The sequence below is a fragment of the Paenibacillus sp. FSL R7-0333 genome (genome assembly GCF_038000365.1).
Classification (GTDB): Bacteria; Bacillota; Bacilli; order Paenibacillales; family Paenibacillaceae; genus Paenibacillus_AQ; species Paenibacillus_AQ silagei.
Map to the genome: position 1 here is coordinate 731,484 of NZ_JBBOBZ010000001.1, position 23,366 is coordinate 754,849.

The 23,366-nt window shown below is 57.4% G+C and carries 16 protein-coding genes; 12 read left to right on the forward strand and 4 right to left on the reverse strand.

The window, feature by feature from the left end:
• Positions 1-48: 48 nt before the first annotated feature.
• From MKY86_RS03085 to MKY86_RS03105, 5 genes are all read left to right on the forward strand, one after another.
• Complete coding sequence (locus tag MKY86_RS03085; protein ID WP_445669927.1) at positions 49-858, forward strand: ABC transporter permease; 810 nt, start codon at positions 49-51, stop codon at positions 856-858.
• A gap of 41 nt (positions 859-899) precedes the next feature.
• Positions 900-1,949 (forward strand): ABC transporter substrate-binding protein, encoded by a 1,050-nt coding sequence (locus MKY86_RS03090; RefSeq protein WP_076078915.1) that lies wholly within the window; start codon positions 900-902, stop codon positions 1,947-1,949.
• A gap of 42 nt (positions 1,950-1,991) precedes the next feature.
• On the forward strand, positions 1,992-2,630 hold the full coding sequence (locus MKY86_RS03095; protein ID WP_076078917.1) for a cysteine hydrolase family protein: 639 nt from the start codon (positions 1,992-1,994) through the stop codon (positions 2,628-2,630).
• 8 nt (positions 2,631-2,638) lie between these two features.
• On the forward strand, positions 2,639-4,039 hold the full coding sequence (locus tag MKY86_RS03100) for an MFS transporter (RefSeq protein WP_076079003.1): 1,401 nt from the start codon (positions 2,639-2,641) through the stop codon (positions 4,037-4,039).
• Positions 4,040-4,121: 82 nt separating this feature from the next.
• Positions 4,122-4,457, forward strand: coding sequence for a hypothetical protein (locus MKY86_RS03105; RefSeq protein WP_076078919.1), 336 nt, complete (start codon positions 4,122-4,124; stop codon positions 4,455-4,457).
• Between the two features lie 311 nt (positions 4,458-4,768).
• On the opposite strand, the gene MKY86_RS03110 is transcribed toward MKY86_RS03105, so the two are convergent.
• The 3 genes from MKY86_RS03110 to MKY86_RS03120 are packed head-to-tail and all read right to left on the reverse strand — an operon-like array spanning position 4,769 to position 7,699.
• Positions 4,769-6,574, reverse strand: a complete 1,806-nt coding sequence (locus tag MKY86_RS03110) for a hypothetical protein (protein WP_076078920.1) — start codon at positions 6,572-6,574, stop codon at positions 4,769-4,771.
• A gap of 56 nt (positions 6,575-6,630) precedes the next feature.
• Positions 6,631-7,554 (reverse strand): hypothetical protein, encoded by a 924-nt coding sequence (locus MKY86_RS03115; protein WP_076078922.1) that lies wholly within the window; start codon positions 7,552-7,554, stop codon positions 6,631-6,633.
• Positions 7,547-7,699, reverse strand: coding sequence for a hypothetical protein (locus tag MKY86_RS03120; protein WP_155991665.1), 153 nt, complete (start codon positions 7,697-7,699; stop codon positions 7,547-7,549). The genes MKY86_RS03115 and MKY86_RS03120 overlap by 8 nt, the downstream gene beginning before the upstream one ends.
• Before the next feature lie 244 nt (positions 7,700-7,943).
• On the opposite strand from MKY86_RS03120, the gene MKY86_RS03125 reads away from it, so the two are divergent.
• The 3 genes from MKY86_RS03125 (at position 7,944) to MKY86_RS03135 (ending at position 15,670) form a co-directional block, all read left to right on the forward strand.
• Positions 7,944-9,764, forward strand: coding sequence for a vWA domain-containing protein (locus MKY86_RS03125; RefSeq protein ID WP_076078923.1), 1,821 nt, complete (start codon positions 7,944-7,946; stop codon positions 9,762-9,764).
• An 85-nt stretch (positions 9,765-9,849) separates the two neighbouring features.
• On the forward strand, positions 9,850-13,239 hold the full coding sequence (locus MKY86_RS03130; protein ID WP_076078925.1) for a tubulin-like doman-containing protein: 3,390 nt from the start codon (positions 9,850-9,852) through the stop codon (positions 13,237-13,239).
• Between the two features lie 4 nt (positions 13,240-13,243).
• Positions 13,244-15,670 (forward strand): transcription initiation factor TFIID, encoded by a 2,427-nt coding sequence (locus tag MKY86_RS03135; protein WP_083684950.1) that lies wholly within the window; start codon positions 13,244-13,246, stop codon positions 15,668-15,670.
• 155 nt (positions 15,671-15,825) lie between these two features.
• Here the strand turns inward: MKY86_RS03135 and MKY86_RS03140 are convergent, their stop codons facing one another.
• On the reverse strand, positions 15,826-16,239 hold the full coding sequence (locus tag MKY86_RS03140) for a hypothetical protein (protein ID WP_340826076.1): 414 nt from the start codon (positions 16,237-16,239) through the stop codon (positions 15,826-15,828).
• A gap of 232 nt (positions 16,240-16,471) precedes the next feature.
• On the opposite strand from MKY86_RS03140, the gene MKY86_RS03145 reads away from it, so the two are divergent.
• The 4 genes from MKY86_RS03145 to MKY86_RS03160 are packed head-to-tail and all read left to right on the forward strand — an operon-like array spanning position 16,472 to position 22,910.
• Complete coding sequence (locus tag MKY86_RS03145) at positions 16,472-17,743, forward strand: vWA domain-containing protein (protein ID WP_076078927.1); 1,272 nt, start codon at positions 16,472-16,474, stop codon at positions 17,741-17,743.
• Positions 17,744-17,773: 30 nt separating this feature from the next.
• Complete coding sequence (locus tag MKY86_RS03150) at positions 17,774-18,409, forward strand: beta-mannanase (protein WP_076078928.1); 636 nt, start codon at positions 17,774-17,776, stop codon at positions 18,407-18,409.
• Positions 18,410-18,456: 47 nt separating this feature from the next.
• On the forward strand, positions 18,457-19,719 hold the full coding sequence (locus MKY86_RS03155; protein ID WP_036731360.1) for a hypothetical protein: 1,263 nt from the start codon (positions 18,457-18,459) through the stop codon (positions 19,717-19,719).
• Positions 19,716-22,910 carry a GAP1-N2 domain-containing protein gene (locus MKY86_RS03160; RefSeq protein WP_143803702.1) on the forward strand — a complete coding sequence of 1,065 codons (3,195 nt, stop codon included), beginning with the start codon at positions 19,716-19,718 and terminating at the stop codon, positions 22,908-22,910. The genes MKY86_RS03155 and MKY86_RS03160 overlap by 4 nt, the downstream gene beginning before the upstream one ends.
• Positions 22,911-23,366: the final 456 nt, after the last annotated feature.

The following is a 23,366-nucleotide window of genomic DNA, read 5'->3' on the forward strand; positions in this document are numbered from 1 at the left end:
ATTCACAAGCTGGAAGCTGCCCCGGTCTATTCAGTCAAGCCGGACAAAATGCAGAAAGTGCCCGTCATCATTGATGAAGAAGCCGCCAGACGGCGGACGCGGCGGATCATCGGGATTGGACGGCTGTCTGTGGCGCTGCTGATCGTGCTCTGCTGGGAGCTGTTTACACGGATTGGCTGGATGGACTCGTATTATTGGAGCAGCCCGCTGCGGATTATTAGCACAACCTGGACTCAGATGACAGAGGGGACGCTGCTGGAGGATATCGCTTATACCTCAGGCTCGACGATTCTCGGCTTCATCGGCGGAACGCTGATTGGCTCGTTGCTCGGCCTGTCCTTCTGGTGGTCACGCAAATTTGCGGGCATCAGTGAACCGTTCCTGATCCTGCTCAACGCCATGCCGAAGCTGGCGCTTGCCCCGGTGCTGGTGATTCTGCTGGGCATTGGCTTCTTCTCGAAGGTGGCGCTAGCTTTTGCCATGACTGTGGTTGTGGCGGCCTTGTCGGCGCATAGCGGTGTGCAGAGTGTGGACAAGGATATGGAAAAGCTGATGTATTCGCTCGGGGCGAAGCGGCATCAGGTGTTCACCAAGGTGGTCATTCCCTGGGCAATGCCCTGGATGATCAGCAGCCTGCGGATTAATATTGCCCTCTCGCTGGCCGGTGCCATTGTCGGGGAATTCATCGCTTCAAGCCATGGTATAGGCCGCATGGTCATCTACGCCGGTACTATTCTCGATATTAATCTGGTCTGGGTAGGCGTTGTCGTTCTGTCTGCGCTGTCGATGGTCATGTATGCGGGAGTGGTGCTGCTGGAGAAGTGGTTGTCTAAGGGATATGGGATGAAAAAGGCTTAAGAAGCGGGCAATCATTTCAACAAGATAGAGGAGAGAAGCCAATGAAGAATGTTACTACAATGAAGCTGTCGACCGTCCTGCTGGCCTCTGTAATTCTGCTGTCCGGCTGCGGTGGCAAAGGCAATGCTGAAGTGGAAGCAGCCGCTGCCGGGAACGGTGCGGGGAAGCTGAAGAAGCTGGTTATTGCTGAGCCGCTGCATTATACAGGTTATTTGCCGCTGTATGTGGCGCAGCGTGAGGGGTATTTTGCCGAGGAGGGTCTTGAGGTGGAGATGCTTCAGGCTGCGGGCGGCACGCATGTCACCTCGGTGGTCAGCGGGGATGCCTGGGCGGTCATCGGCGGGCCGGAGTCCAATGCGTTGGCGAATATCGGCAACTCAGACCCGATCGTCTCGGTCAGCAATGTGGTGAACCGGGCGAATGTCTATCTGATGGCCAAAAAAGGGACCGCCCCGGCAGGCAGCTCAGATGAGGAATTGGCAGCCTTCCTGAAGGGCAAGAAACTGAATGCCGGACGGCATGGCGGAACGCCGAACCTGCTGACCCAGTATCTGCTGCTGGAGCTTGGGCTTGATCCGCAGAAGGATGTGCGGCTGCTGGAGCCGGCGGACGGCTCCACGGTGGTGGCGATGGTTCAGCAGGGGGCTGCGGATATTGCGAACGGCGCGGAGCCGCAGATCAGTGACGGGATGAGCAAGGGAGTGTGGGATGAACCTTTTTACAAGTTCCATGATCTGGGTGACTATGCTTACTCGGTGCTGAGCGTGAAGAAGTCTACCCTGGAGAAGGACCCGGAAACGGTACAGAAGGCGGTGAATGCTGTCGTCAAGGCGCTGAAGGTGATCCAGGAGGATAAAGAGCTGGCGATGCGTGTCCTGAAGGCGGAATTCCCTACACTCTCGGAGGTTGCTGCTCAGGCTGCGCTTGACCGGGCGTATCAGGACCGGCTCTGGAGCCCGGATGGAGTGATCTCGCAGGAGGCACTGGATAAGGATATGGATGTGATGATCAAGACCGGAATCTACAAAGGCGAGTATACCTATGATGACCTGGTCGATATGCAATTTGTGAATAAAACAGCAGCGAAGTAAGCTGAGACCCGCAGGTCTTCAAAAATGAAAGAGGTGACCAAAATGGAGTTAACTGCCGATCTGATTATCCCTGATAAAACGGCGCTTATTATAGTAGATGTTCAGAATGATTATTGTCATGAGGAAGGCGCGCTGGCCGCTGGCGGGAACAATGTGTCAGCCGTCGGTGAGATGATGCCGCAGCTCCACGGGTTGATTACGGCAGCGAGAACGCAGGGAGTGCCGATCATTTACATCCAGACCTTTCATGAAAAAGCGACGGACTCTCCGGTCTGGACCTCCCGCTCCGGACGGGGCTCGCTGAGTGTCTGCCGCCGGGGGAGCTGGGGGGCTGAATTCTACGAGGTATCCCCGCTTCCGGAGGAGATTATTGTCAATAAGCACCGGTACAGCGCTTTTATTAACACCCGGCTTGATTCGGTGCTGCGTTCGCTGCGGATCGAAACCCTGATTATGACTGGAGTGAGCACCAATGTCTGCGTGGAGTCGACCGCAAGGGACGGGTTCATGCTGGATTATCAGATTGTGATGGTTCAGGACGCCTGTGCCTCTTATTCCCGGGCGGCGCATGACATGACGCTGGAAAATATGAAGGGATACTTCGGCGTGGTTGCTTCAGCCGCAGAGATTGAAGCGGGCTGGAAGATCTGGAACCAGCCTGTGCTGCAGCAGCTGTCGTGAGCCTCACGATGCCGTCACCGGAAAGGGCCTTAAACCTCACGGCGGTTAAGGTGGTCATCTGTCTCGGGGCGTTCCTGTCCAATCTGTCCGCCGGGATGTTCAATATATCGCTGGTTGATATTTCCGCTGATCTGCAGATTCCCGTGGCCTCTGCGCAGTGGGTGGTCAGCATCTATCTGCTGGTCATTTCAGTGCTGTTGCCTGTAATGGGACGGCTGGGAGACAGGTTCGGCCGCCGCAAGGTGCATAATCTGGGTCTGCTCGCCTTCGCAGCAGGAGCGCTGGGCTGTGCGCTCGCCCAGAATGAAGCGATGCTGCTGGGCTTCAGAGTCTTGCAGGGGGCCGGGGCTTCCATGTATCAGGCAACCAACATGGCCTTGATCGTCTCGCTCTTCCCGGCGGAGCAGCGGGGCCAGGCGCTGGGGCTGATGAGCACCTTCGTGGCTGCGGGTTCGATGGCAGGTCCGGCCTTAGGCGGCTTCCTGATCCAGTGGTTTGCCTGGGAGAGCAGCTTCTGGCTGCTGGCCGTTGTTGCGGGAGCCGTGGGTGTGCTCGCGCATAGGCTGATTCCCCGGGATACAGAGACCGCCGGAGGCCGGATGAATCTGGCCGGAGCAGCCTGGATGGCTGTCTGTCTTACTTCGCTGATGGTGGCCTTCGATCTCGGCAGCCGCTCCTCATTCCTGTCTGTACCCGTACTGCTGTTGCTCGCGGTCTCGGTAGGGCTGGCAGCGGGTTATACGGGATATGCCCGTTTCGCTCAGCGCAACTCCCCGCCTGCGGAGAACGGCTTCAGCCTGTTCACGGACCGGGGCTTTGCCGCGGGGATCGTGATTACGGTTATCACGTATATGGCCGCTTTTGCCGCACAGCTGGCGTTGCCTTCGTTGCTGCGCCTATCCGGAGCTGAGCCTGCGTGGGTGGGGCTGATCATGATCGGCTATCCGCTGGCGCTGGTGGTAACTGCCCCTGTCAGCGGGAGTATCGCAGACCGCAAAGGACCGCTCGGCATTCTGGCCGCCGGCCTGCTGCTGATGAGTGTCACGCTGCTGGCGCTGGGCATTGGCTCTCCTGCTCTGAGAGCAGGTGCGATGGTGCTGCCGGTCGTACTGCTAGGCTGTGCTATGGGAATGATTACTTCGCCTAACACAAGCATCGTTATGGGTTTGGCGGCAAAATCGCAGCTTGGCCGGGTCAGCAGTATACTGGCGTTATCCCGCAACATCGGCATGATGTTCGGAACGGCGGCCGGTGGTCTGATGATCAGTGGGGGGAACGGGCCGAACGGAAGCTATGTGGCGGTGTTCGTAGCCTGTGCTGCGGCAGTGGGTCTGTCTTCCGTCTGGCCGCTGTATTCCTTCAGGCACAGCAGCAAGCGCAAAAGCGCGGAGCATCTGCACATACCGTAATAGAGTTAAGTTTCAGGTGAGCTGACCCCCGCCCCCTTCATTCTGGGTAATATAGAGAAAGAGAGCTTAGGAGGAGTCGATCATGGGCAACCCGCTGAAGGAATTCAAGAACAGCATGGATGGGCTGAAGCAGTCCCTGGATGGAGTGAAGCAATCTGTTGATGGACTGAAGGCGCCGGTGGATGAGTTCAAAGCGAATATGCAGGAGACGGTGGAGGCGGCGAAGCTGCGGAGTGACGGAGTGAAGTCGGAGCTTGGGCGGATGAAGCAGTCGGTCAAGGACACTCAGGAGGTGCTTGGTGAGGTGAAGGAGACGCTGAGCGCATCGGCGGAGGTGCTGTCTACCCGGAAGCGGTATCTCCGGCTGTTCAGCCGTAAGAAGGGACGTCTGATGGCCGCTAAGGGCCGCCGTTCGTGAACGATAACCACACATCTCCACGCGTCAAAAGAAAACGCAAGAGTCAGGGCGGCATACATCCCGTGTGACTCTTGCGTTTTTGTGTTCCGTTTTGGGATTTTCGGTCCATGCGGACTGGAGGGCCTTTATTTGGTCCGTTTACGCCATTCCAGTAACCTATCCGGACTCAGAGGACCTTAACTAACCTGTATCGACTCATTTTCAGTGTCAACGCGCCTTTTAACGGCCTCCCAGTCCGCGACGGGCAGAAAATTTGTCTTTTTGACCAAATAGCGTCCTCACAGTCCACCAAGCATTCAGCCGGGCCGCCATCAAGGTGCCATCAGGCTTAAGCTCTGCGCCGAATCGACCATAAACACAGGCACAGACTGTACCCCAAGCTCCGTCTCCACCTCTCCGAATTCATTCCCGAACTGGCCGCTGACTGCGGCGGGGCCGGTAAACAGCGGCACCTCGCCCTGGAGGAGCAGATCACGCCCATTTGCGCGTGCAACGGTTCTTCCGGCGGAGTCGATGATAATCTCGCAGGAGAACATCACCTTCTCATTGAGATGAAGCTCAAGCTGTGCCGCATCAATTGGAGTATAGGTGGCGGCGGACTCCTGATAGAGTTCCGAGAATTCATATGCCCCGTTCACTTGGCGGAAAATAGCGGTTCTGCCGGCAGCACCATCGGCCAGATCCGTGTTCATTACGCGGATGGAGCCATCCTCCGCCATCAGCTCATAGCTGCTGCCTGTGAAGCTGAACAGCAGGGAGATTCCCTCCGGCCGGATGGTATAGCCTGTGAAGATGCTGCGTCCGTCAGTCTCGCCGCTGTTAGCTACAACTACGGGTACTTCGGAGTAAGCAGACAACGCTTCGTCAAAAGAAAGAGCGCTCAGCATCCCCGAACCCGGGATCACCTCCCCGTTCCGGGTGGAGACCGTGCCGTCCCCGCTCATCTCGGCGTAGACCAGCTTGCCGCCAGCGTCTACTCCGGCTACAGCCACCTTGGCCCCGTACTTGTCGGTGACGGAGGCTGTAAGGGAGTAGCTGCCCGGCACTTCGCCGCCCGGCAGCAGCCGGAGCGGCTCGGCCATATTCCAGGCAAGCGTTGCGGCAGCGGTCTCCTTGGAGGTATCCTGCACCGGAGCCAGCTCTGCATAGAGCCTGATGGCATCCGCATACCGGCCGCCGCGCACATGGCGCGCGCCCTCGCGTAGCAGCCGGGCGATGCTGTTGTCGATCAGCTTCAGCACCTTGGAGCTGGTAATGCCGGCTGATGCGGCATAGCTGCGGTAACGGGCGGCATGTCCGGCGAAGGCTGCGGTGAGGTCACCGTCCAGATCCTTGTTCAGAATGAGCGAAGCGCTCTCCTGAACCTGCTTGCTAAGCCAGGGTGCGGTATAGCTATGATTCTTATAAGCTTCTTCCATAGAGAGGGCGCTCTCCAGCATAGGCCCGAAGCTTCCGGCTGCGGCCAGAGCCTTGAGCCTCGCGGTATCATGGGCCTTGAAGCTCGCAGCCAGCAGCTTATCCTTGGCGGCGGTTCCCCCGTAATAGTCTGCCGGAATCTGAAGCAGGCTCCATTTTAGATTGTCCGTACTGCCGCTGTCCGTCCCCGAATCTGCCCCCTTAGAACCTGCGGCGAGTCCGGCCAGATACTCCTCCTTGAACTGCCGGAACCCGGCTGTCATCTTGTCTGAGAGACCTGAATCTGCCGAGAGCTGGCGATAATAGGCTTCATAGGGACTGCCCGGCGTCATATATTTGCTCTTCAGACTGAGCAGAGCGGCGTAGCTCTCCATCATCCCTGCGAAATCCTTCACAGTCAGCTGGTCCGCAAGCGTTAAGGACAGTCTGCTTAGACTGCTGCGGATACTGGTGATGGGAGCCAGCTCTGCCAGTCTTTCATTGATTTCTTCTTCTTTATAAGAAATCGCGTGATTGGCCGCTGCTTGGCGGTACCGGTTCTCGGCAGCAATAAGCTCCCCGGCAGCGTACAATTCTCCAGCTTCTTGTACATCCTGAAGCTTATTCTTAATCCCTAGCGCCTTCTGTCCCAGCGGGAGCAGCATCAAAATACACAGAATAATCATAATATTCCGCAGGGTTATAGCCCGTATGATCGTCATATAATATAGCCCCTTTATGGATAGATAAGGATTAGAGCGGCAGGCAGCTTCTAACCTTATACTTCAGGGTCCCAGCGATACTTAAGCTCGCGGATCTCCTCCACCTTGACATCCAGGCCGTTCCACGGCTCATAAGGATTCGCGGCAATCAGTCTGGATAAGCGCAGGAACCGGTCCTTGGGCAGCTCCTGCACATAGCGGCCGATCATGCCGGAGTAGAGCAGCGCGTATCGCTTCATGCGCACCGCAGCACTGGCAACGGCGGTCATAATGTCCAGCCCCTTATCCATTTCGAGAATCTGCACCTCGTAATTCTTGACATAGCGCAGGGTGCGGTCTTTGATCAGCTCGGGACGGACCCTGGCGATCTCGCCGATATATTCAGCCAGCAGCGGCTCGAAGTCCTTCAGCAGCAGCTGCTCCAGCTCCAGCGTCATGTCCTTGCGGAGCTGGAAGCCGTGCAGCAGGGCGACGCGCTGGCGGGAGATCCGGTCTCCGCGCAGCAGCACGGAGATCTCGCGCAGCTTCTCATAAGCGAGCACATCATTCTCGCGCAGCACCGTTACGGCTTCCTGGCGGTTCAGCTCCAGATCCTCCTTGATGCTATAGATATTACGGCCAAGCAGTTTGTTCAGCGCATACAAATTTTCGTTCTGCCGGACTTTCCGCTGCGTATAGTAGACCAGTCCGGCTAATACGATGCCGCCTGCGCCGCACAGCACCATCTGCTGCAGATTCTGTCCGAAATAGATTCCGGCCAGGGTCAGCAGGAGGATAACGAGCAGCCGGGTCTGGACCTTGCGCCCGGCCTGGGACACTGCATACTTCTCCACCGGAGTCAGCGAGGCGCGGCCGCAGCGGGTGCAGCGTTCCTCGCCCAGCGCGGTGTAACGGTGACAGCGGCGGCAGATGCGCAGCTTCTCGAAGGCGTAACGGGGGGCCTTGAAGGGACGGAAGATGACGGGTTTCTTTTTACTCACGGGCCGTATCCCCTCCGTTCAATGCAGCCAGCAGGCGCTCGTCGATATCCTCACGGGTGAGCGGCTTCCGCTGGCGGGAAGCATATAGAATGATTTGAATCACAGCATAGAGAAACGTTATCCCGAGTATGGCGTATGTAATCATGGAACTCTTCCTTTCTGCTCTGGTTACGGTCTTTTAATCAAATATTCAGGATTACGGCGTATACTTAGAATAGTCTATCCGGCTCAGGATGGCGATTGTTACTCGCGGAAGTGCCGGTCCAGCGGTCACTATGTTGAAGTTTACAAGGTTTAATTATATCATAATGGCATGCTATTGACAGAATTTAGCTATGCGTTACGGATCTGCCATATCCGCCTAATTTCACACAAGAGGAGCCCTATTTATGCTTCGTAACGAACGTAATTTCAGCAAGGCCAAGAATAGACTACAGCGCATATTGCCTGTATTGCTCATGATTCTATGTATCACTGTATCCCCATATGCTGCTTCGAGAGCCAGCGCGGCTTCAGCCGCACCGTCACATATTGACGCTGTGCTGCTGATCGACGTCAGCAACTCGATGAACAAGAGCGACAAGAACAAGATAGCCAATGAAGCGATGAAGATGTTCATAGATATGCTGTCCACCCAAGGCGATAAGGTAGGCATTGTGGCCTACACCGATAAGGTGCAGCGCGAGAAGGCGCTGCTCGGCATCAAATCCGCCGGCGACAAGGAGGATCTGAAGAATTTCATCGACGGGCTTAGCCGCGGACCCTACACGGACCTGGCAGTCGGGATGGAAGAAGCGGTGAAGGTGCTGGAGAACGGCAGCGATCCCGGCCATGAGCCGATGATCGTCATGCTGGCGGACGGCAACAATGACCTCAACGAAGCCAGCGGCCGCAAGCAGTCCGATTCCGACAAGGAGCTGAAGGCGGCAGTAGAGGCTGCCAAGCAGAAGGGGTATCCCGTATATACCATAGGACTGAATGCGGACGGCAAGCTGAACAAGAATATTCTGGCCGGACTGTCCACCGAGACAGGCGGCAAGGCGTTCACCACGAATTCCGCGGATGATCTGCCGCAGATTCTCAGCGAGATTTTTGCCAGCCACTTGAAGCTGAAGGTCGTGCCGGTGCCGTCTATTACGGCAAACGGCGATTATCAGGAAGTTACGGTAAATGTGCCTAACGGCAGCGTGCTCGAAGCGAATATTTCCATCATGTCCTCGAAGCCGGTGACCGCGAAGCTCAGTAACCCTGCGGGGAAGGAAGTAGCGATTCCCTCCGATAAAGTGCTGTTATCCAAGTCTTCCAGCTATACGCTGATCAAGCTGCTGTCGCCGGAGGAGGGAGACTGGAAGCTCCGGGTCAAGGGAGTGCCGAAGGATAAGATCGACATCAATCTGGTATTCAACTACGATCTGGAGCTGAAGCTGGATGCCCTGCCCTCCAAGTCTTACGGCAAAGGCGACACGGTGGATATCTCCTCGCATCTGTTCAGCAACGGGACAGAGGTAACGGAGAGCAGCCTGTACCAGGATATGAAGGCTGTGCTGCTGGCTACAGATAAGGACACCGGCCAGGTACAGGAGATTCCGTTGGATAACTCGGGTGCAGAGTTCAAGGGTGCTTTTGAAATTAAGGATAATCATGAATATGAGCTGAAGGTCCGGGCCGAAGAGAGCAGCTTCTATCGGGAGAGCGATGTGCTGACCATCAATGCCAAGACCGGAACCGTGGCGACCACCCCGTCGTCAGCAGGCACTCCTGCGGGCGAAGAGCCTGCCGAGGAGAAGACCTCGAACACGCTGTACTATATCATCGGCGGCATTGTACTGCTGCTGGCTGCTGCAGCCGCATTCTGGCTGCTGCGCAGTAAGGCGAACCGGGGGTTCGTCGGACAGATGGTGGTAGAGGTGCTGGACAACAACACAGGAGAGAAAACCTATCCGCAGTACAAGAAGCTCTCCGGCTTCCGCGGCAAATTCACACTTCACCAGCTGCTGCAGCTGGCCCCGGAGCTGAAGGAGAGCGAGAAGCTGGTCTTCACGCCGGGAACGAATGACCGCCTGCTGCTGCGCAGCGGCGAGGGCATTACTGTAGAACGCTCAGGCCGTGCCGCCGATACGTCGCGGGGCCTGGAGATGAAGAGCGGGGACCGGGTAACGGTCTCTCTGCAGACGGTAGACAAGACGATTTCTCTGGAATATCTGATCTGATAAGCAGGCTAAGTGTATGCTCCCGAAGCAATCATGCGAAGTGATTCGGGATGCGTAGGCTATCACAACTTTTGGGGGAGAACCTATGAAACCGGTAGTAAGAGAACATATTCAACAGCTGGATGTATCGCTTGGCGGAGGGATCGTCAGCGACAAGATCAGAGTGGATACCATTGACAACCCGATCCTCATTATCGGGCTTGGCGGCACGGGCATCGATGCCCTGCTGCGGCTCAAATACCAGATTAACCGCCGCTTCAAGCTGCCTGAAGATCCGTTGTCCAAGAAGAAGCGGGATAAGCCCGACAACGTGGAGTTCCTGGCGTTCGAGACCAATGAACAGGACCGCGGCAAAAAATACAAGGGCATCGGCCTCGACCCGCAGAATGAATTCGTGCTGCTGGCCAATGCCGAGATCGGCGGACTGCTGCAGAACCGCAGCATCCTGGATTCTTACATTACAGACTGGCTGTCGCCGGAGCTGAGCATCACAGACGGGATGAACGGAGCCGCCGGGGTGCGTCAGGCCGGACGCTTGCTGCTGTTCACGAAAATCAACCAGGTGGTTGCCGCCATCGACAAGAAGATCAAGACGCTGTCTGTCGGCACCAGCAAGAAGCTCATGGTCTTCCTGCTTACCGGTCTGTCCGGCGGAACCGGCAGCGGGGCGTTCCTAGATATTGCCTACATCGTGCGCGGCATTATTGAGCGTGACTACGGCGCAGCCGGGATAGACCGTGTCAATACGCTGGGCTATCTGTTTACACCGGACGTCAATCTGTCCAACAAGAGCCTCAGCGAGCATACCCGCGAATATATCCGCAAGAACGGGTATGCCGCGCTCAAAGAGCTGGACTACTGGATGAACGTGGACAGCCGAGGCGAACGCTTCCGCCAGAAGTACGGCAATATTCTTAGCGTCAACTCGCCGCTGCCGCCGTTCAATCTCTGTCATCTCATCTCCGCAACGAATACGGAAGGCAAGCTGTTGGAGAACGCCTACGATTACTGCATGAACGTGACGGCTGAGAATATCACCAACTTCATGGCCAGTGAAGAGAAGGCCTCCGGCGAGGAATTCGCCATCCATGACTATATCAGCAACATCCGCACGAACATTGCCCAGATGAACAAGACCTATCCTGCCAACTATGAATACAACATTATCGGGGCATCCTCGGCCGTGCTGCCGATTGAGGAAATGACAACTTACCTGGCTTACCGTCTCTTCGACAAAATGGACAAGATGTTCCATCACGCCCCGAATCAGGAGGATGTGGAGAAGATGGCGCGCAAGCTCGGCATTGATCTTGATACGATGATCAAGACGTTCGAGTCCCGTGTGCCGGAGCCGCTGCCGGGTTATCAGAACAGCGAGCGCCTCAGCCATGCCAATGTCGTCAAGAATCAGGTCGTCAGCATGGATACGGAGCTGGAGCAGAACTTCCTGGCCCGTGCGCGTGAGGAATATATCAAATCCAAGAAGCAGCTTCCGGGTGAGATTGCCGGACAGTTCGGCGAAGAGCTGGAGCGCATCTTCTTGCATCCTGAGCAGGGGCCGTTCTATGTGTCGCGGCTGCTGTACACCGAGAAGGGCTTCTGCATCCTGAAGCTGATCCAGTCTTATATTGAAGCGCTGCGCGAGAGTCTCTTGCGCCTGCCGCGTGATATTGAGACCGCACAGGAGAGTGCAGAGGATAAGCTGGGCGATGCGCGGAGCGCTTTTGTGTCCAAGGAGAAGAAGAAGAACGCCTATATTGAAGCCAAAATCAATGAATACTGGCTGCATGCCGATGTGGAGCGCACCGAGCAGATGATCCAGTTCTATGAGGATCTGTATGAGCTGCTGAATGAAGAGAACAGCCGGATCTACGGGGTGTTCACCGAGATTCTGACCGCGCTCAGCTCGATCTTCGAGAAGAATGGCGACATTCTGATTAACGGCGAAGAGCAGGCCGACCACAAGGGCAACAAAACCTACTATTGGAATATCGTTAACGTGCCGGATATCTCTGCGACCATCTCCAAAATCATGGACCAGAAGGACGGCGATGATCTGATCCGTGACTTCACACGCGAGATGCTGAAGCATTCCGGGCGCTGGGTAAGGGAGCAGGAGATTGATATTGTCCGCTCCATATCCGAGTTCCTCAGCGACAAGTTCGGGGACCTCATTACCCGCTCGATGGAGGATTTCCTGGTGATGAAATACGGGCGCGAGGAGCCGCTGGATAAGTTCGTGGAGCGGATTATTGCCGGACGTCTGGATGAGGATGCGGTGCCGATTTTCCACCTCAGCAACAGCTCCGGCAGCCTGCACTTCCCGTCCTGGGGCTTCGTCTCTGTGCCGGTGAAGGCGCCGGGGATTCTGAAGGGTGTACGGAATTATCAGAATAATGCACTCGGCAAATCGCAGTTTACGATCAAGGAGAGCGAGGTCAAAAACCGGATTTTCTGGCTGAATACACGCAACGGGGTGCCGCTGTTCGTATATACACCGCTGCGGGTGTACGAGGAGAACTACGAGCGGACCATTCTCGACAAGGAAGGCATCGGCCGCCATCTGGTGATGACCGATAAGGACAACTGGACCTATCTGCCTTCGCCGATCCCGGAGAAGTCCTGGGGCGATACGTATGCGAATCCGCGGGTCCGTGAGTACAATGCCAGGGTGCGGGCAGATTTCGGCCGGGCGCTGGAGTCGGGTGTAATTATAGAAAAGGGTGTGGACGAGAACACGAGCAGCCGCTTCTCGGTGATCTTCACGAAGCCGCTGGATCTGGGCAAGCTGCTGGGTGCTTATGATCTGCAGCTGGATGCGCCGCGTCCGAATCTGGGTGAAGTGCGCAAGGCCGCTGAGGAGCTCAAAGCGCTCCGCACCGGAGGTATTGAACGTGAAGCCGTGAAGGATATCTTCGGCAGTATTAATCTGGAGCTGGCGCAGGAGAACCTGATCCGTTCCCCGCAGCTCATCGCCCGTGTCCGTGAGGAGCTGGCGAAATACGATGCGCTGGCGGCCAAATCTGCGGAACTGGAAGCGCTGGTGCATCAGCATCTGGATGAGGACAAATGGCTGGACCAGTTCATCGAAGCGCTATACACCGATACGATTACCAAAAAAGGCGCGCTTTATGTCTATGACCGTGACGAGGACGAGGATGCCTGGGAGCCGTTCGCGAATCTGATGAAGGAACGCAGCTATGTGGAGTATGCCGTCTACCGCCATTTCCGTGAGCTGGATGAGAAAAGCCGCAGTCTCCTGCTCCGCAAGGCAGCGCGCCGGGCCGGAGAAATGACCGCAGCTGAAGATGTAACTCCGCTGCTGTATAAGCTGGAAGGGATGTATGTCTCGTTCCTGGAGGCACGTGACGCTCTGGAATATGAGCGGGTAGAGCATGCTAACGGAGATGAAATGTACGGCTTCTACAAGAGCCTGACCGGCAAGCTTGGCAGCATCCGCAGAAAGCTGAAGTAGGCCTATGATCAGAGATCAGGCCTTACAATATGCCGAGCAATACGCCGCCCAGGAGGAAGCACAGCATAATAAGGGGGATGGGCGCAGCAGTATCCATTACCCTGCGCTGTTCCTGTTCCTGGGCGATAAGGTGACCCCGGCCATCGGTCCGGTGCTGGAACGCTGCCAGCGTAAATGGGACAATACAGGCGGCGTGATGGCACTGCATGCCGGTTCGCATAACGGCAGCGGCAGTACGCAGGAGAAGGAGGGGGTCAAGGGGCGGATCGGCAGCGGAAACAGCAGCGTCCATGAACGCGTGATGCACATGACCCTGCCGGATACGGCAGGGCGTGATCCGCGTACGGTCCGGCGTGAGCTATACCGTGAATTTCATGAGGATAGCCAGTATTTGGCCGGAATGAACAGGACGCTGCGTCAGTTAAGCAACAGCATAGCGGATTACGGGCGGCTGTATTCTTCTTTTGACGTCATCCATCTGTCTGTCATTACACGGGTCGATGACCCGCAGAATGTGCTGTTGCCGGAGATCGTGCTGCTGGCCCGCGCAATTCTCAGCCAGTCATTCAAATCGGTACAGATGGATCTGTATGCGCTGATTAACGAACGGGAGCAGGGGGATAACTTCGGCTATTCCAGCTCGGTCGGGCTGGCTTGTCTGCGTGAGCTGGACGGGATGCAGGCGGCGGATTATGCCTTAAGCGCTCCGCTGCTGGTGACGGAGGAAGGGCTGTCCATTCCGGTGACGCATGGCCCTTCTCCGCTGTTCGACCTGGTCTATCTGCTCTCCGACAAGAACGAGCGCGGACTCATGTCCGTCCATGGCATGGACGATAATTACGAGATTATCGCCCACATCAGCCTGCTGAAGAACCGGGTCCGGCCTGCGGCCGATCAGGCCTCCGGGCACGGCGGCTACAATAATATGACGTTCAAAAGCGGCATCCGCGGCAGCACAGGCAGACAAGGCTATGCGTCTGCCGGCTTCTCGGCGGTGCGGCGGCCGAACCGCCAGATTGCACTGGCGGTGCTGTACCATGCACTGCATTATCTGTCCGGGCGGCTGCGTGCAGGCCATACCCGGAGTCTGAAGGAGCGGCAGGCGATGCTTGGCCTTGGAGCGGATACCCTGCGGGACCGCGCGGCGGAATTGCTGCCAGAGCAGTCCGCTCTCGCCGAGATGACCGGGCTGATGAGCCACGGGCGTCCGTCCTATTCACAGCTTCGGATGCTCTCGCTGCGCGAGGCTGAGGAGCTGCTGTTCGGGGAAGGGGCGCAGGCTTACTTCCGCAGTAATTTTGCGGAGGTGTCTGCCCGTAGGGCTGCCGGGATTGATCCGGCCCGGGAGTGGGCCGGAGTACTGGCTGCCGGGGAAGCAGGAGCCTCCCCGGTCACCTTCTACCAGCTGGCGGAATGGACCAGTGAGAAGACAGGTGAGGGAGGCAGCGTCCTGCAGGCCTTGCGCCAGCATATGGGCGGACTACGTTCTGCTCTGCTCTCCGGTCAGGAGGAGCTGGAACGGCTCTATGCGGAGAGCGTGGAGCGCCAGCCGTTCCAGCGGGTGCCGCTGCTGGACAAACGGACGGTGCGCAATTTCATTCATTACCTGTTCGAGTCCGTCTACGGCAAGAAGTATGAGCTTCTGCTGCTGGAGAGCGAGCTGGCCCTCTGTCTACGCTATGACGCTGCACTGGAGCAACTGCATGCAGACAGCAAGACCAAGGTTGCGAAGATGGAAGCGCTGGAGGAGGAGCTGCAGAGTGTCGCTCTGGCCAGCATCGGCCGCAGCAAGGAGACGGTAGATCAGAATATTATGGAGTACTACCGCACGGTGACGGATGAGGTCATGAAGGACATCGAGAACCGGCGCGGGGCGGGAATCTTCTTCAGCGAGCGGTTCCTGGGCAGCCTCTCCGGGCTGCTGGTGAACGGAGGCGGCCAGGCGGTGGCCGAGCGGCTGATCGAGCTGTGCCGCTGGGAGCTGCTTACAGCGGGGCCGTTCAACCTACCGTTCGAAGAAGAGCTGCTGCGGCGGGCCAATGTCGCAGCAGCCTACGAGAACCGGGACATTGTCTCCAAGGAGGAGCTGTTCAAGCAGCTCTACCGCAGTCTGGAGGAGGAGGCGGCGATGAATGTTCGCCTGTTCGAATATACGCAGGAGCACCGGCATGAGGAGAAGTACTTCTTCGGCGACAGCTCCTCCGAATTCTTGCGCTATGCCTTCAGTGCAGACGAGACCACCCGCATCTACCGGCTCGGCTTCGTGCATGAGCAGCGCCGCAGCGGCGTGGAGAAGCTGAATCTGATGGGCGGCTTCCACCTGGAGGACCTGCTCTATTACCGCAACGGTAAGGTCTATTACGAGACTTATGCCGGCAACGGATACCAGCTCCACGGTCTGGAAGAGGAGCAACTGCCGGAGATGAGATGAGTGGAATGCTGGTGAACGGAAATGAGATTGGATGAGCAGAGTAGAGATTAGATTAGATTAGTGGAGTGTTATGACAAACTATTATTTTAGGTCAGGCTACCACAACCATATTAGGTCAGGCTACCACAACCGCAGGATCTATAGTCCACGCTAGTTCAGAGGCTCATCGGATGCTGCTGAAAGTGGGCCGGATGGCGGAAAAGAGAGGGATAAATCCCTTTAATGCTGCTGAAAGTGGGCTGGATGGCGGAAAGAGAGGGATAAATCCCTTTAATGCTGCTGAAAGTGGGCTGGATGGCGGAAAGAGAGGGATAAATCCCTTTAATGCTGACAAGTGTTGGCAATAGTGCACCTGATTTCACCGAACGTGTGCCGAACCACCAAATGAGGAGCACTAGTGCACCTGATTTCACCGAAAGTGTGTAAAACCACCAAATGAGGAGCACTAGTACACCTGATTTTACTGATAGTGTGCAGAACCACCAAATGAGGAGCATTAATGCCCCTGAATTCACCGAAAGTGTGCTAAACCACCAAATGAGGAGCACTAGTGCCCCTGATTTCGCCAAATGCCCGTCGAACCACCAAATGAGGAGCACTAGTACCCCTGATTACAGGGGGACGGCCGAAATCCGAGGGTTTGCCATAATAATGCCTAGGCTCCGGGTCTCGGACCTGGGTGCGGGCCTACACTAACAGGCTTAGTAGGACAATTCTCATTCATTCTGCTGCCGGATGTGCAATAGAATGAAATGGGGAAGCGTGTGTTGAGCAAGCTTTTCCCGGAAAGGATGAAATGCAATGCAGCGAAAAATCAATCTGCTCCTGCTGCTGTTCAGTCTGCTCGGCGCGGGTGTAGCGTTTGTGCTCGGTGAGCTGCTGCTGGACCGCAGGCCGTATGATTTACCTCAGATGGTGCTGGTCGGCATCTATTTTGCCATCTGGGCCTTATGTGTTGGAATAGGCGCTCTGGTCGCAGAGACGATCTCGCCGAGGCTGAACGGACAGTCCTGGAAGCTGCGTTATCTGGGCACCTCGTGGAAAATGTTCCCACTCATGGTCGTGCTGCTGCTTGGCATGGGCACGCTGACCGAGTTCGTGTACGAGCTGAACTTCGGCGGCAGCAAGCCGGTTAAGAATGTCGTCATGGTGATCGATGATTCCGGCAGCATGATGCAGAGCGATCCGTCAGACCGGCGTTACGCGGCGGCCAAGAATCTGGTGCAGCAGCTCAAAAAAGACAACAAAGTCGCCGTAGTCACCTTCAGCAATGAGGCTTCCGTCGTCCAGCCGCTGCTCCCGCTCTCCAAAGCGGCGAACCGCGAGAAGGTCATGGAGGTCATCAGCAGTCTGAAGACGACCGAAGGCGGAACGAACATCAGCGGCGCGCTGGCCGAAGCAATGAAGGTGATTCATGAAGACGGCGCGGACCGCGGGGCGATGGTTATTCTTTTATCCGACGGCGTCAGCCAGTTCAATACCTCTACGGAGCTGACAGACTATGTGGCGCGGGGAATTAAAGTAAATACGATCGGGCTGGCCCTGGATGATCCGTCCGGCGCAAGTCTGCTGCAGAATATCGCCAGCGGTACCGGCGGACAGTATTATGATGTGGCCGATGCGAACCGGCTTGGCGATGTATTCCAGCAGATTTATGACCGTCTGGGAGACCGGACACTGCTGACCGAGCGCAGCGACCAGACCGCGGACAGCCCTTATTATGCTGTGGTGCGTGTGCTGGCCTTGATGCTGCTCGGCACGGCGCTGGGTCTGGGCCTTGGCATTGTGTTCGATAACCGCCATCTGGCCCGGAGCTTCAGTATCGGAGGCGCGGTATCGGGACTTGTGGCGGGGCTGATTCTGGAATCCGGCCTGAACGGCGACACGCTCTGGGACCCTATGACCCGGCTGCTGGCGCTGCTCGTTCTGGCGGCTATTCTCACCTTGTTCACATATATCGTGCCTGTAGGGGAAGGGCGCCTGTCGCGCCGGGGAAGAGCTGCCGGAGCTGGTAATGCACCTGCGGACAGTATTCATTCACCCCGCCGTAACCGCGGCAGTAAAGGGTTCTAAAGCCAGATGCAGGGAAAGGGGCAGGTTGCCATGAAGTACGCCGAGGCAGACGCTGGAGCACCGGTTATTGCCGAAGTTGTATCCAGAGTGGAGGACCGGTTCTGTACGCTGCGCTGGCGCTGGCCGGACGGTGTACAGGCAGTATATATTCATAAGGCCTCTGCGGAGGCACCGGACAGTCATGAGCATCCGCCTCCGGGCATGAAGCTCTATACGCGTGAAGAGTACAAAGCGAATAACGGGTACCGGGACCGGCTGGACGAGATCGGGATGGTGGCTTATACCATTTACGTGCGGCTCAGTGAGAATGGGGAGACGCTGCTGGTCCGCCAGCAGGATGGCGGTAACCGGGCGCTCGTCAGTGCGGGCAAAGCGAGGATCTACTACGCGGTCCAGCACAAAAAAGGGTTATTCAGCAAGCTGAAAACCGTGCAGATGACGATCACTGCCGAGGTGCCGGTACCGAAGGAAGTGCTCTGCTACGTCAAAAAGCGGGATGCGCACCCGTCCTCCAAGGAGGACGGCGCAAGGTTCCCGTTCGTCCAGGACTTCGCTCCCGGGCGCAACCAGCTCCCGCCGATTGAGGTCGGCAAGGACGACTTTATCCGTATTTTTTTCACCGACGGGCCTAAATACGGGGCGTATTATGAGCTGGTACCCGAGTGAGCGGGAGCAGCATACCGGGTGCTGACACACCCTGAGGAGGATGAGAGATGTCTTTTTTTAGCCGTTTCATGAAGAAGAATCAGCCCGCAGCGAGGCCGCTGTATTACGATATTGTCTGCCCGTTCTGCTTCACGCGCTTTGAGCCGGAGGAAGTGGTGTTCCGGGCCATGCACAGCCGTGAGGATGATGAGAATTATGCGCTCGGTGAGGATGATCTGCTGAATAAATACCGGGAGCGCTTCGGCCTCGATACGGTGGATGATATGGAGGCGGTTCTGCATCCGGCGGATATCCCGGAGGAGTACCATCATTATACAGACAACGTGCTGACCGGGCTCACCGACCGCTATGGGGTGATGACCCGCAGACGGCTCTGTCCGTCCTGCCATAACGAGCTGCCTGTAACGGCCGGCAAGGTGCCTAGCAATATTATCTCGATTATCGGGGCTTCCCAGGTCGGGAAGTCTGTCTATATGACCTCGCTGATCCATACGCTCCAGCATACGACGGCAGGGCATTTCGACGCAGCCTGTATGCCGCTGAATGCCGAGATCAGCCGCAAATTCCGCACCCTGTATGAGGAGCCGCTGTTCGAGCGGGGGGATCTGCTGGCGTCTACCCAGAAGGAGAAGATGCAGGAGCCGTTTATTTTCCAGTTCGTGTTCAAGGATGAGTCCAAGCCCCCGCTGACGCTGGTGTTCTTCGATGTTGCCGGTGAAGGCATGGTCGATCAGGATTATCTGGGCCTGCACGGCCAGCATATCAAGAACTCCGCAGGGATTCTGTTCATGGTCGATCCGCTGCAGATCCGTTCGGTCCGGGAGAAGATCCGCATTAACTTCGGCGACCGCCCGGGAGAGTGGGTATCGCAGTATGATGAGCCGCGTGATGTGGTGCTGACCATGTTCGGTGATTTCATCGCCTATCAGGAGAAGAGCAAGACCGAGATTCCGACCGCAGTCGTCCTGGCCAAAAGCGATATGCTCCACTCCCTCAAGGATGAGGATGGCGACTATATCAAGTCGAACAGCAATGTGTTCAACAACTATGTGCACCGCAAAACGCTGAACCTGGACGAGTTCCACAACATCGACGGTGAAATCCGGCGCTTCATTGAGAAGGTGGACCGTCCGTTCAAGGATACGATGGATGTGTATTTTGCCAATACCGGGTATTTCGCCGTGTCTGCGCTGGGCAGCAATCCGGTCAATCAGAAGGTGGAGGGCGTAGTCAGCCCGATCCGGGTGGATGAGCCGTTCATCTGGCTGCTGCACAAGCTGAATTATATTGAGGGGAGCGACGGGCCGTGAACAGATTGTCAGGGTCCATGATCACCCAGCAGATGTATACCCGCGAGCGCCGTGGCGTATACCGGTCGACAGAGGGCTTCGATACGGTAGCGAAATCGGAGAGTCTCGACAATAATTTTGTCAAAAAAATTCTGCATCCCTTCTGCCTCTACGATGCCCCGGCTGAGCTTACGGCACGCGGCGAGAAGGATGAGGAGCTGTATCCTGCTGCGCTGCATCTGTTCCATACGGAGAGCAACGAGACAGTGATTGGAGAGAGCCGGTATCTGGCGGCGGATTTCACGGGGCAGCGGAGCGCTTTTTTTGCCCATAATTTCGTGGTGCCGCCTATCCGCTCCGAAGAGATTGTCGAGGGGTACGGGGACTGGCTGCATGCGGGGTTTGCCCGGAGCTATGAAGGGGAGCCTGGCGGGACACTGCCTGAGCTGGAGTCGATTCCAGTGGCAACCCGTCCGCTGGACGAGCCGTCAGACCCGCGCAGCGTGCTGTCCGGTCTAGGCTTCACAGAAGAGCTGTTCAAAGCCCTGCTGCAGGCAGTGATGCTGTCCGTAGCCGGGAAGAAGAAAATCTATGTAGCGCTGGATGTGCCGATCAGTGAGTTGTCGCAGCGTGCGGCCCGGCTGACGGAGGTCCTCTTCGCTGCGCTGCCGTATGACTTCCGCCGCAGGCTGGGAGTGATCACGTATGCCAAGGAGCCGCAGAGCCGCAAATACATTCACCTGACCTTCGTGGAGAAGGGCTCTCTGCGTCCGGGCGACCGCAATATCGAGAAGGATTATATCTTCGATCTGGCCGGCGCAAGGTTCCTGAATACCGACTTCGGCGAGTCGCGGCAGATCTATGCCGATCTGGCCTGGAAAACGCTGGTGGAGAAGGGCGGAAGCCTCCGTGATTTCGCTAAGTTTGCCGACAGCTTGCTGCTCGGGGAGAGTGCGGAGCGTAAGCTGTCGCTGGCGCTCTACAATGAGCTGGCGGTCTTTTATGAAATCGAGCAAGGCAACGAAGCCTTATATACAGATAACAAGAACGCTATACTCGGCGGCCTGTTGTCCTATCTGAAGCCGGAGGGGAAGCTGGACTCGCGGGTGCGGCTGAATGATATGTTCCTGGAGCGGTTCGACCGCGAATATGATCTGATCCGCAAGCAGGGGATTCCGTCAGTTGAAATCCTGGAGCAGTTCAAGGCGTATTACGCGCTGCCGGGCCATAATTACCGGGTGAAGATCGTCGATTACTTCATCAACGGGATGCTGAACTGCCAGTCCGGGGGCCGGGAGGATGTGCTGGCGGCGGCTTACGGGATTATCGAGAGCGATGCGGAGCTTAGTGAGGCGTTCTTCAAAAAAGTGCTGTCCCAATCTCTCTTCCGCAGAGCGCTGTTCGAGCCGTATCTGGAATCCCGGCTGGCGGCCGCTGCCGGAACGGCGGATATCCTCCGCCTCGTGGGCCACTTTGGCCGGAGTCTTCCGGAGGTGCTTCAGCAGGCAGCGGTACGGGATACCTTCAAGGAATATCTGCTGGAGAAGCTGCAGCGGGAATCCGATCCGGTAGCGGCGGTAACGGCTGTTCATGAAGCGGTCCAGCAGGCAGAGAAGCAGCGCCGCAGAGGCGGCGTATACCCGGAGGCCTTGTCCGTTATGGAGGAGCTCGGCACAGTTGCTGACCGCTTCCTGCTGAACCGGCTCTCGCTGGACGAGCTGACGATGGAGCAGCTGCTGGAGATCTCGTTCCTGCGTTACCGGGATACGGCAGACTGGCAGCCGCCGCTTGATGCGATTGCGAAGCGCAAAGCGAATGCGCTGCGCGCGGCCTACCGCTGGTTCGGGGAGGAGTCGCCGGACGAGGAGATTTTTGCCGGACTGACGCCGCGTGAGCTGGACGATGTACAGCTGCTCGGCGCGCGGTGGCTGAAGGAAGCGCGGAGCCTGGAGCCGTTCGACCGGCTGCCGCTGGCCTTCTATCACAGCAGTGAACGTGAAGGCGGGCCGCTGGATTATGATGCGCTGCTGGATCTGGTGGTCCGCAAGGCGGGCAATGACAAGGAGACGGTGTACCGGTTCCTGGACTGGTCGCAGCACAGCTGGCTGTTCGCAAGCTCAGGCAAGAAGCTGTGGCCGAATTACAAGCGGGCCGTGCTGAGGTATTTCCTGAAGAGCGACCGCGAGGCGTTCAAGAACCGGGAATTCCGCAAAACCCATCTCGACACAGCAACGCCTGCCATGCAGACTGTCTACAATGAAGCCCGCGCCCAGCTGGCTTCGCCGCTGGCGCGGTGGGTCAGCCGCAGCCGATTTCAAATCCTGATCTCAGGGAGCATCCTCGGGATCATTCTGATTGCGGCGGTTATCCTGCTGAGCCAGCTAGGGGGACGCGGCAGGGATACAGCTGCGCCGGTGGCCAGCCCCAGCCCGCTTCCGGCAGTGACCGGGGGGGCCGCTGTAGCGGCCCCGGTCTCTGTCCGGCTTATCGGCGGTGATGCAGGGACTGGCGGGAATAGTAGCGGTGATGCGGGAAGCGGAGAAGCGGGTAAGAATAACGGCGTTAAGCTGTTGTTCAGCTTCACTGATGCTGCGGAATGCTCCGCCTTCAAGCCGGAGCGGATCGGCGTGGAGTCCGCCAGCGGCGTTACGGACTACGAGGTTAAGGCAACGGTTAGCAGTTGCCAGGTTGAAGCAGGCGCCGGAGTGGACGGCGATGTGAAGAGTGAAGCAGGCGCCGGAGCGGACGGCGGTGCGAAGAGTGAGGCAGGCGCCGGAGTGGACGGCGGTGCGAAGAGTGAAGCAGGCGCCGGAGTGGACGGCGATGCGAAGGGTGAGGCAGGCGCCGGAGTGGACGGCGATGCGAAGGGTGAGGCAGGCGCCGGAGTAGACGGCGATGCGAAGGGTGAGGCAGGCGCCGGAGTGGACGGCGGTGCGAGCGCTGAGACAGGCGCTGGAGTAGACAGCGGCGCGGATAGTGGAGCAACCGCCACTCCAGCGGCGGCGGGGACTCCTCCGTCACGCGTCTACGAGGTGACGGTGGAGCTTTCAGCAGGCGCGAAGCTGGCGGCAGGTGATATGATCACCGCCGGAAGATACTCGCTGAAGCTGGCGGCAGATCCGGGCAGCGCCCCGGAGGCCACAGCCACAGCCGCGCCTAGTGCGGAGCCGTCCGCTTCCGCAAGCCCGGAAGCGGACAAGGACGTGGAATAACACAGCGGCAACAAGCAGGCTGCGTAAGCTTTTAACTAACGCGATCGGATAATGCAATCGACTGACGCAATTGATTGCCGCTACCGGCCAACGCAATCGACTGACGCTACCGACTGACGCTACCGACTGACGCTACCGACTGACGCTACCGACTGACGCTACCGACTGACGCTACCGACTGACGCTACCGACTGACGCTACCGACTGACGCTACCGACTGACGCTACCGACTGACGCAATCGACTAACGCTACCGACTGACGCAATCGACTAACGCTACCGACTGATGCTACCGGCCAACGCAATCGACTGACGCTACCGACTGATGCTATCGACTAACGCTACCGACTGACGCAATTGATTGCCGCTACCAGCCAACGCAATCGACTAACGCTACTGATTCACTCAACCGACTGACGCTACCGAGTGGCGCTTTTAACTAACGCTAACGAGTAAC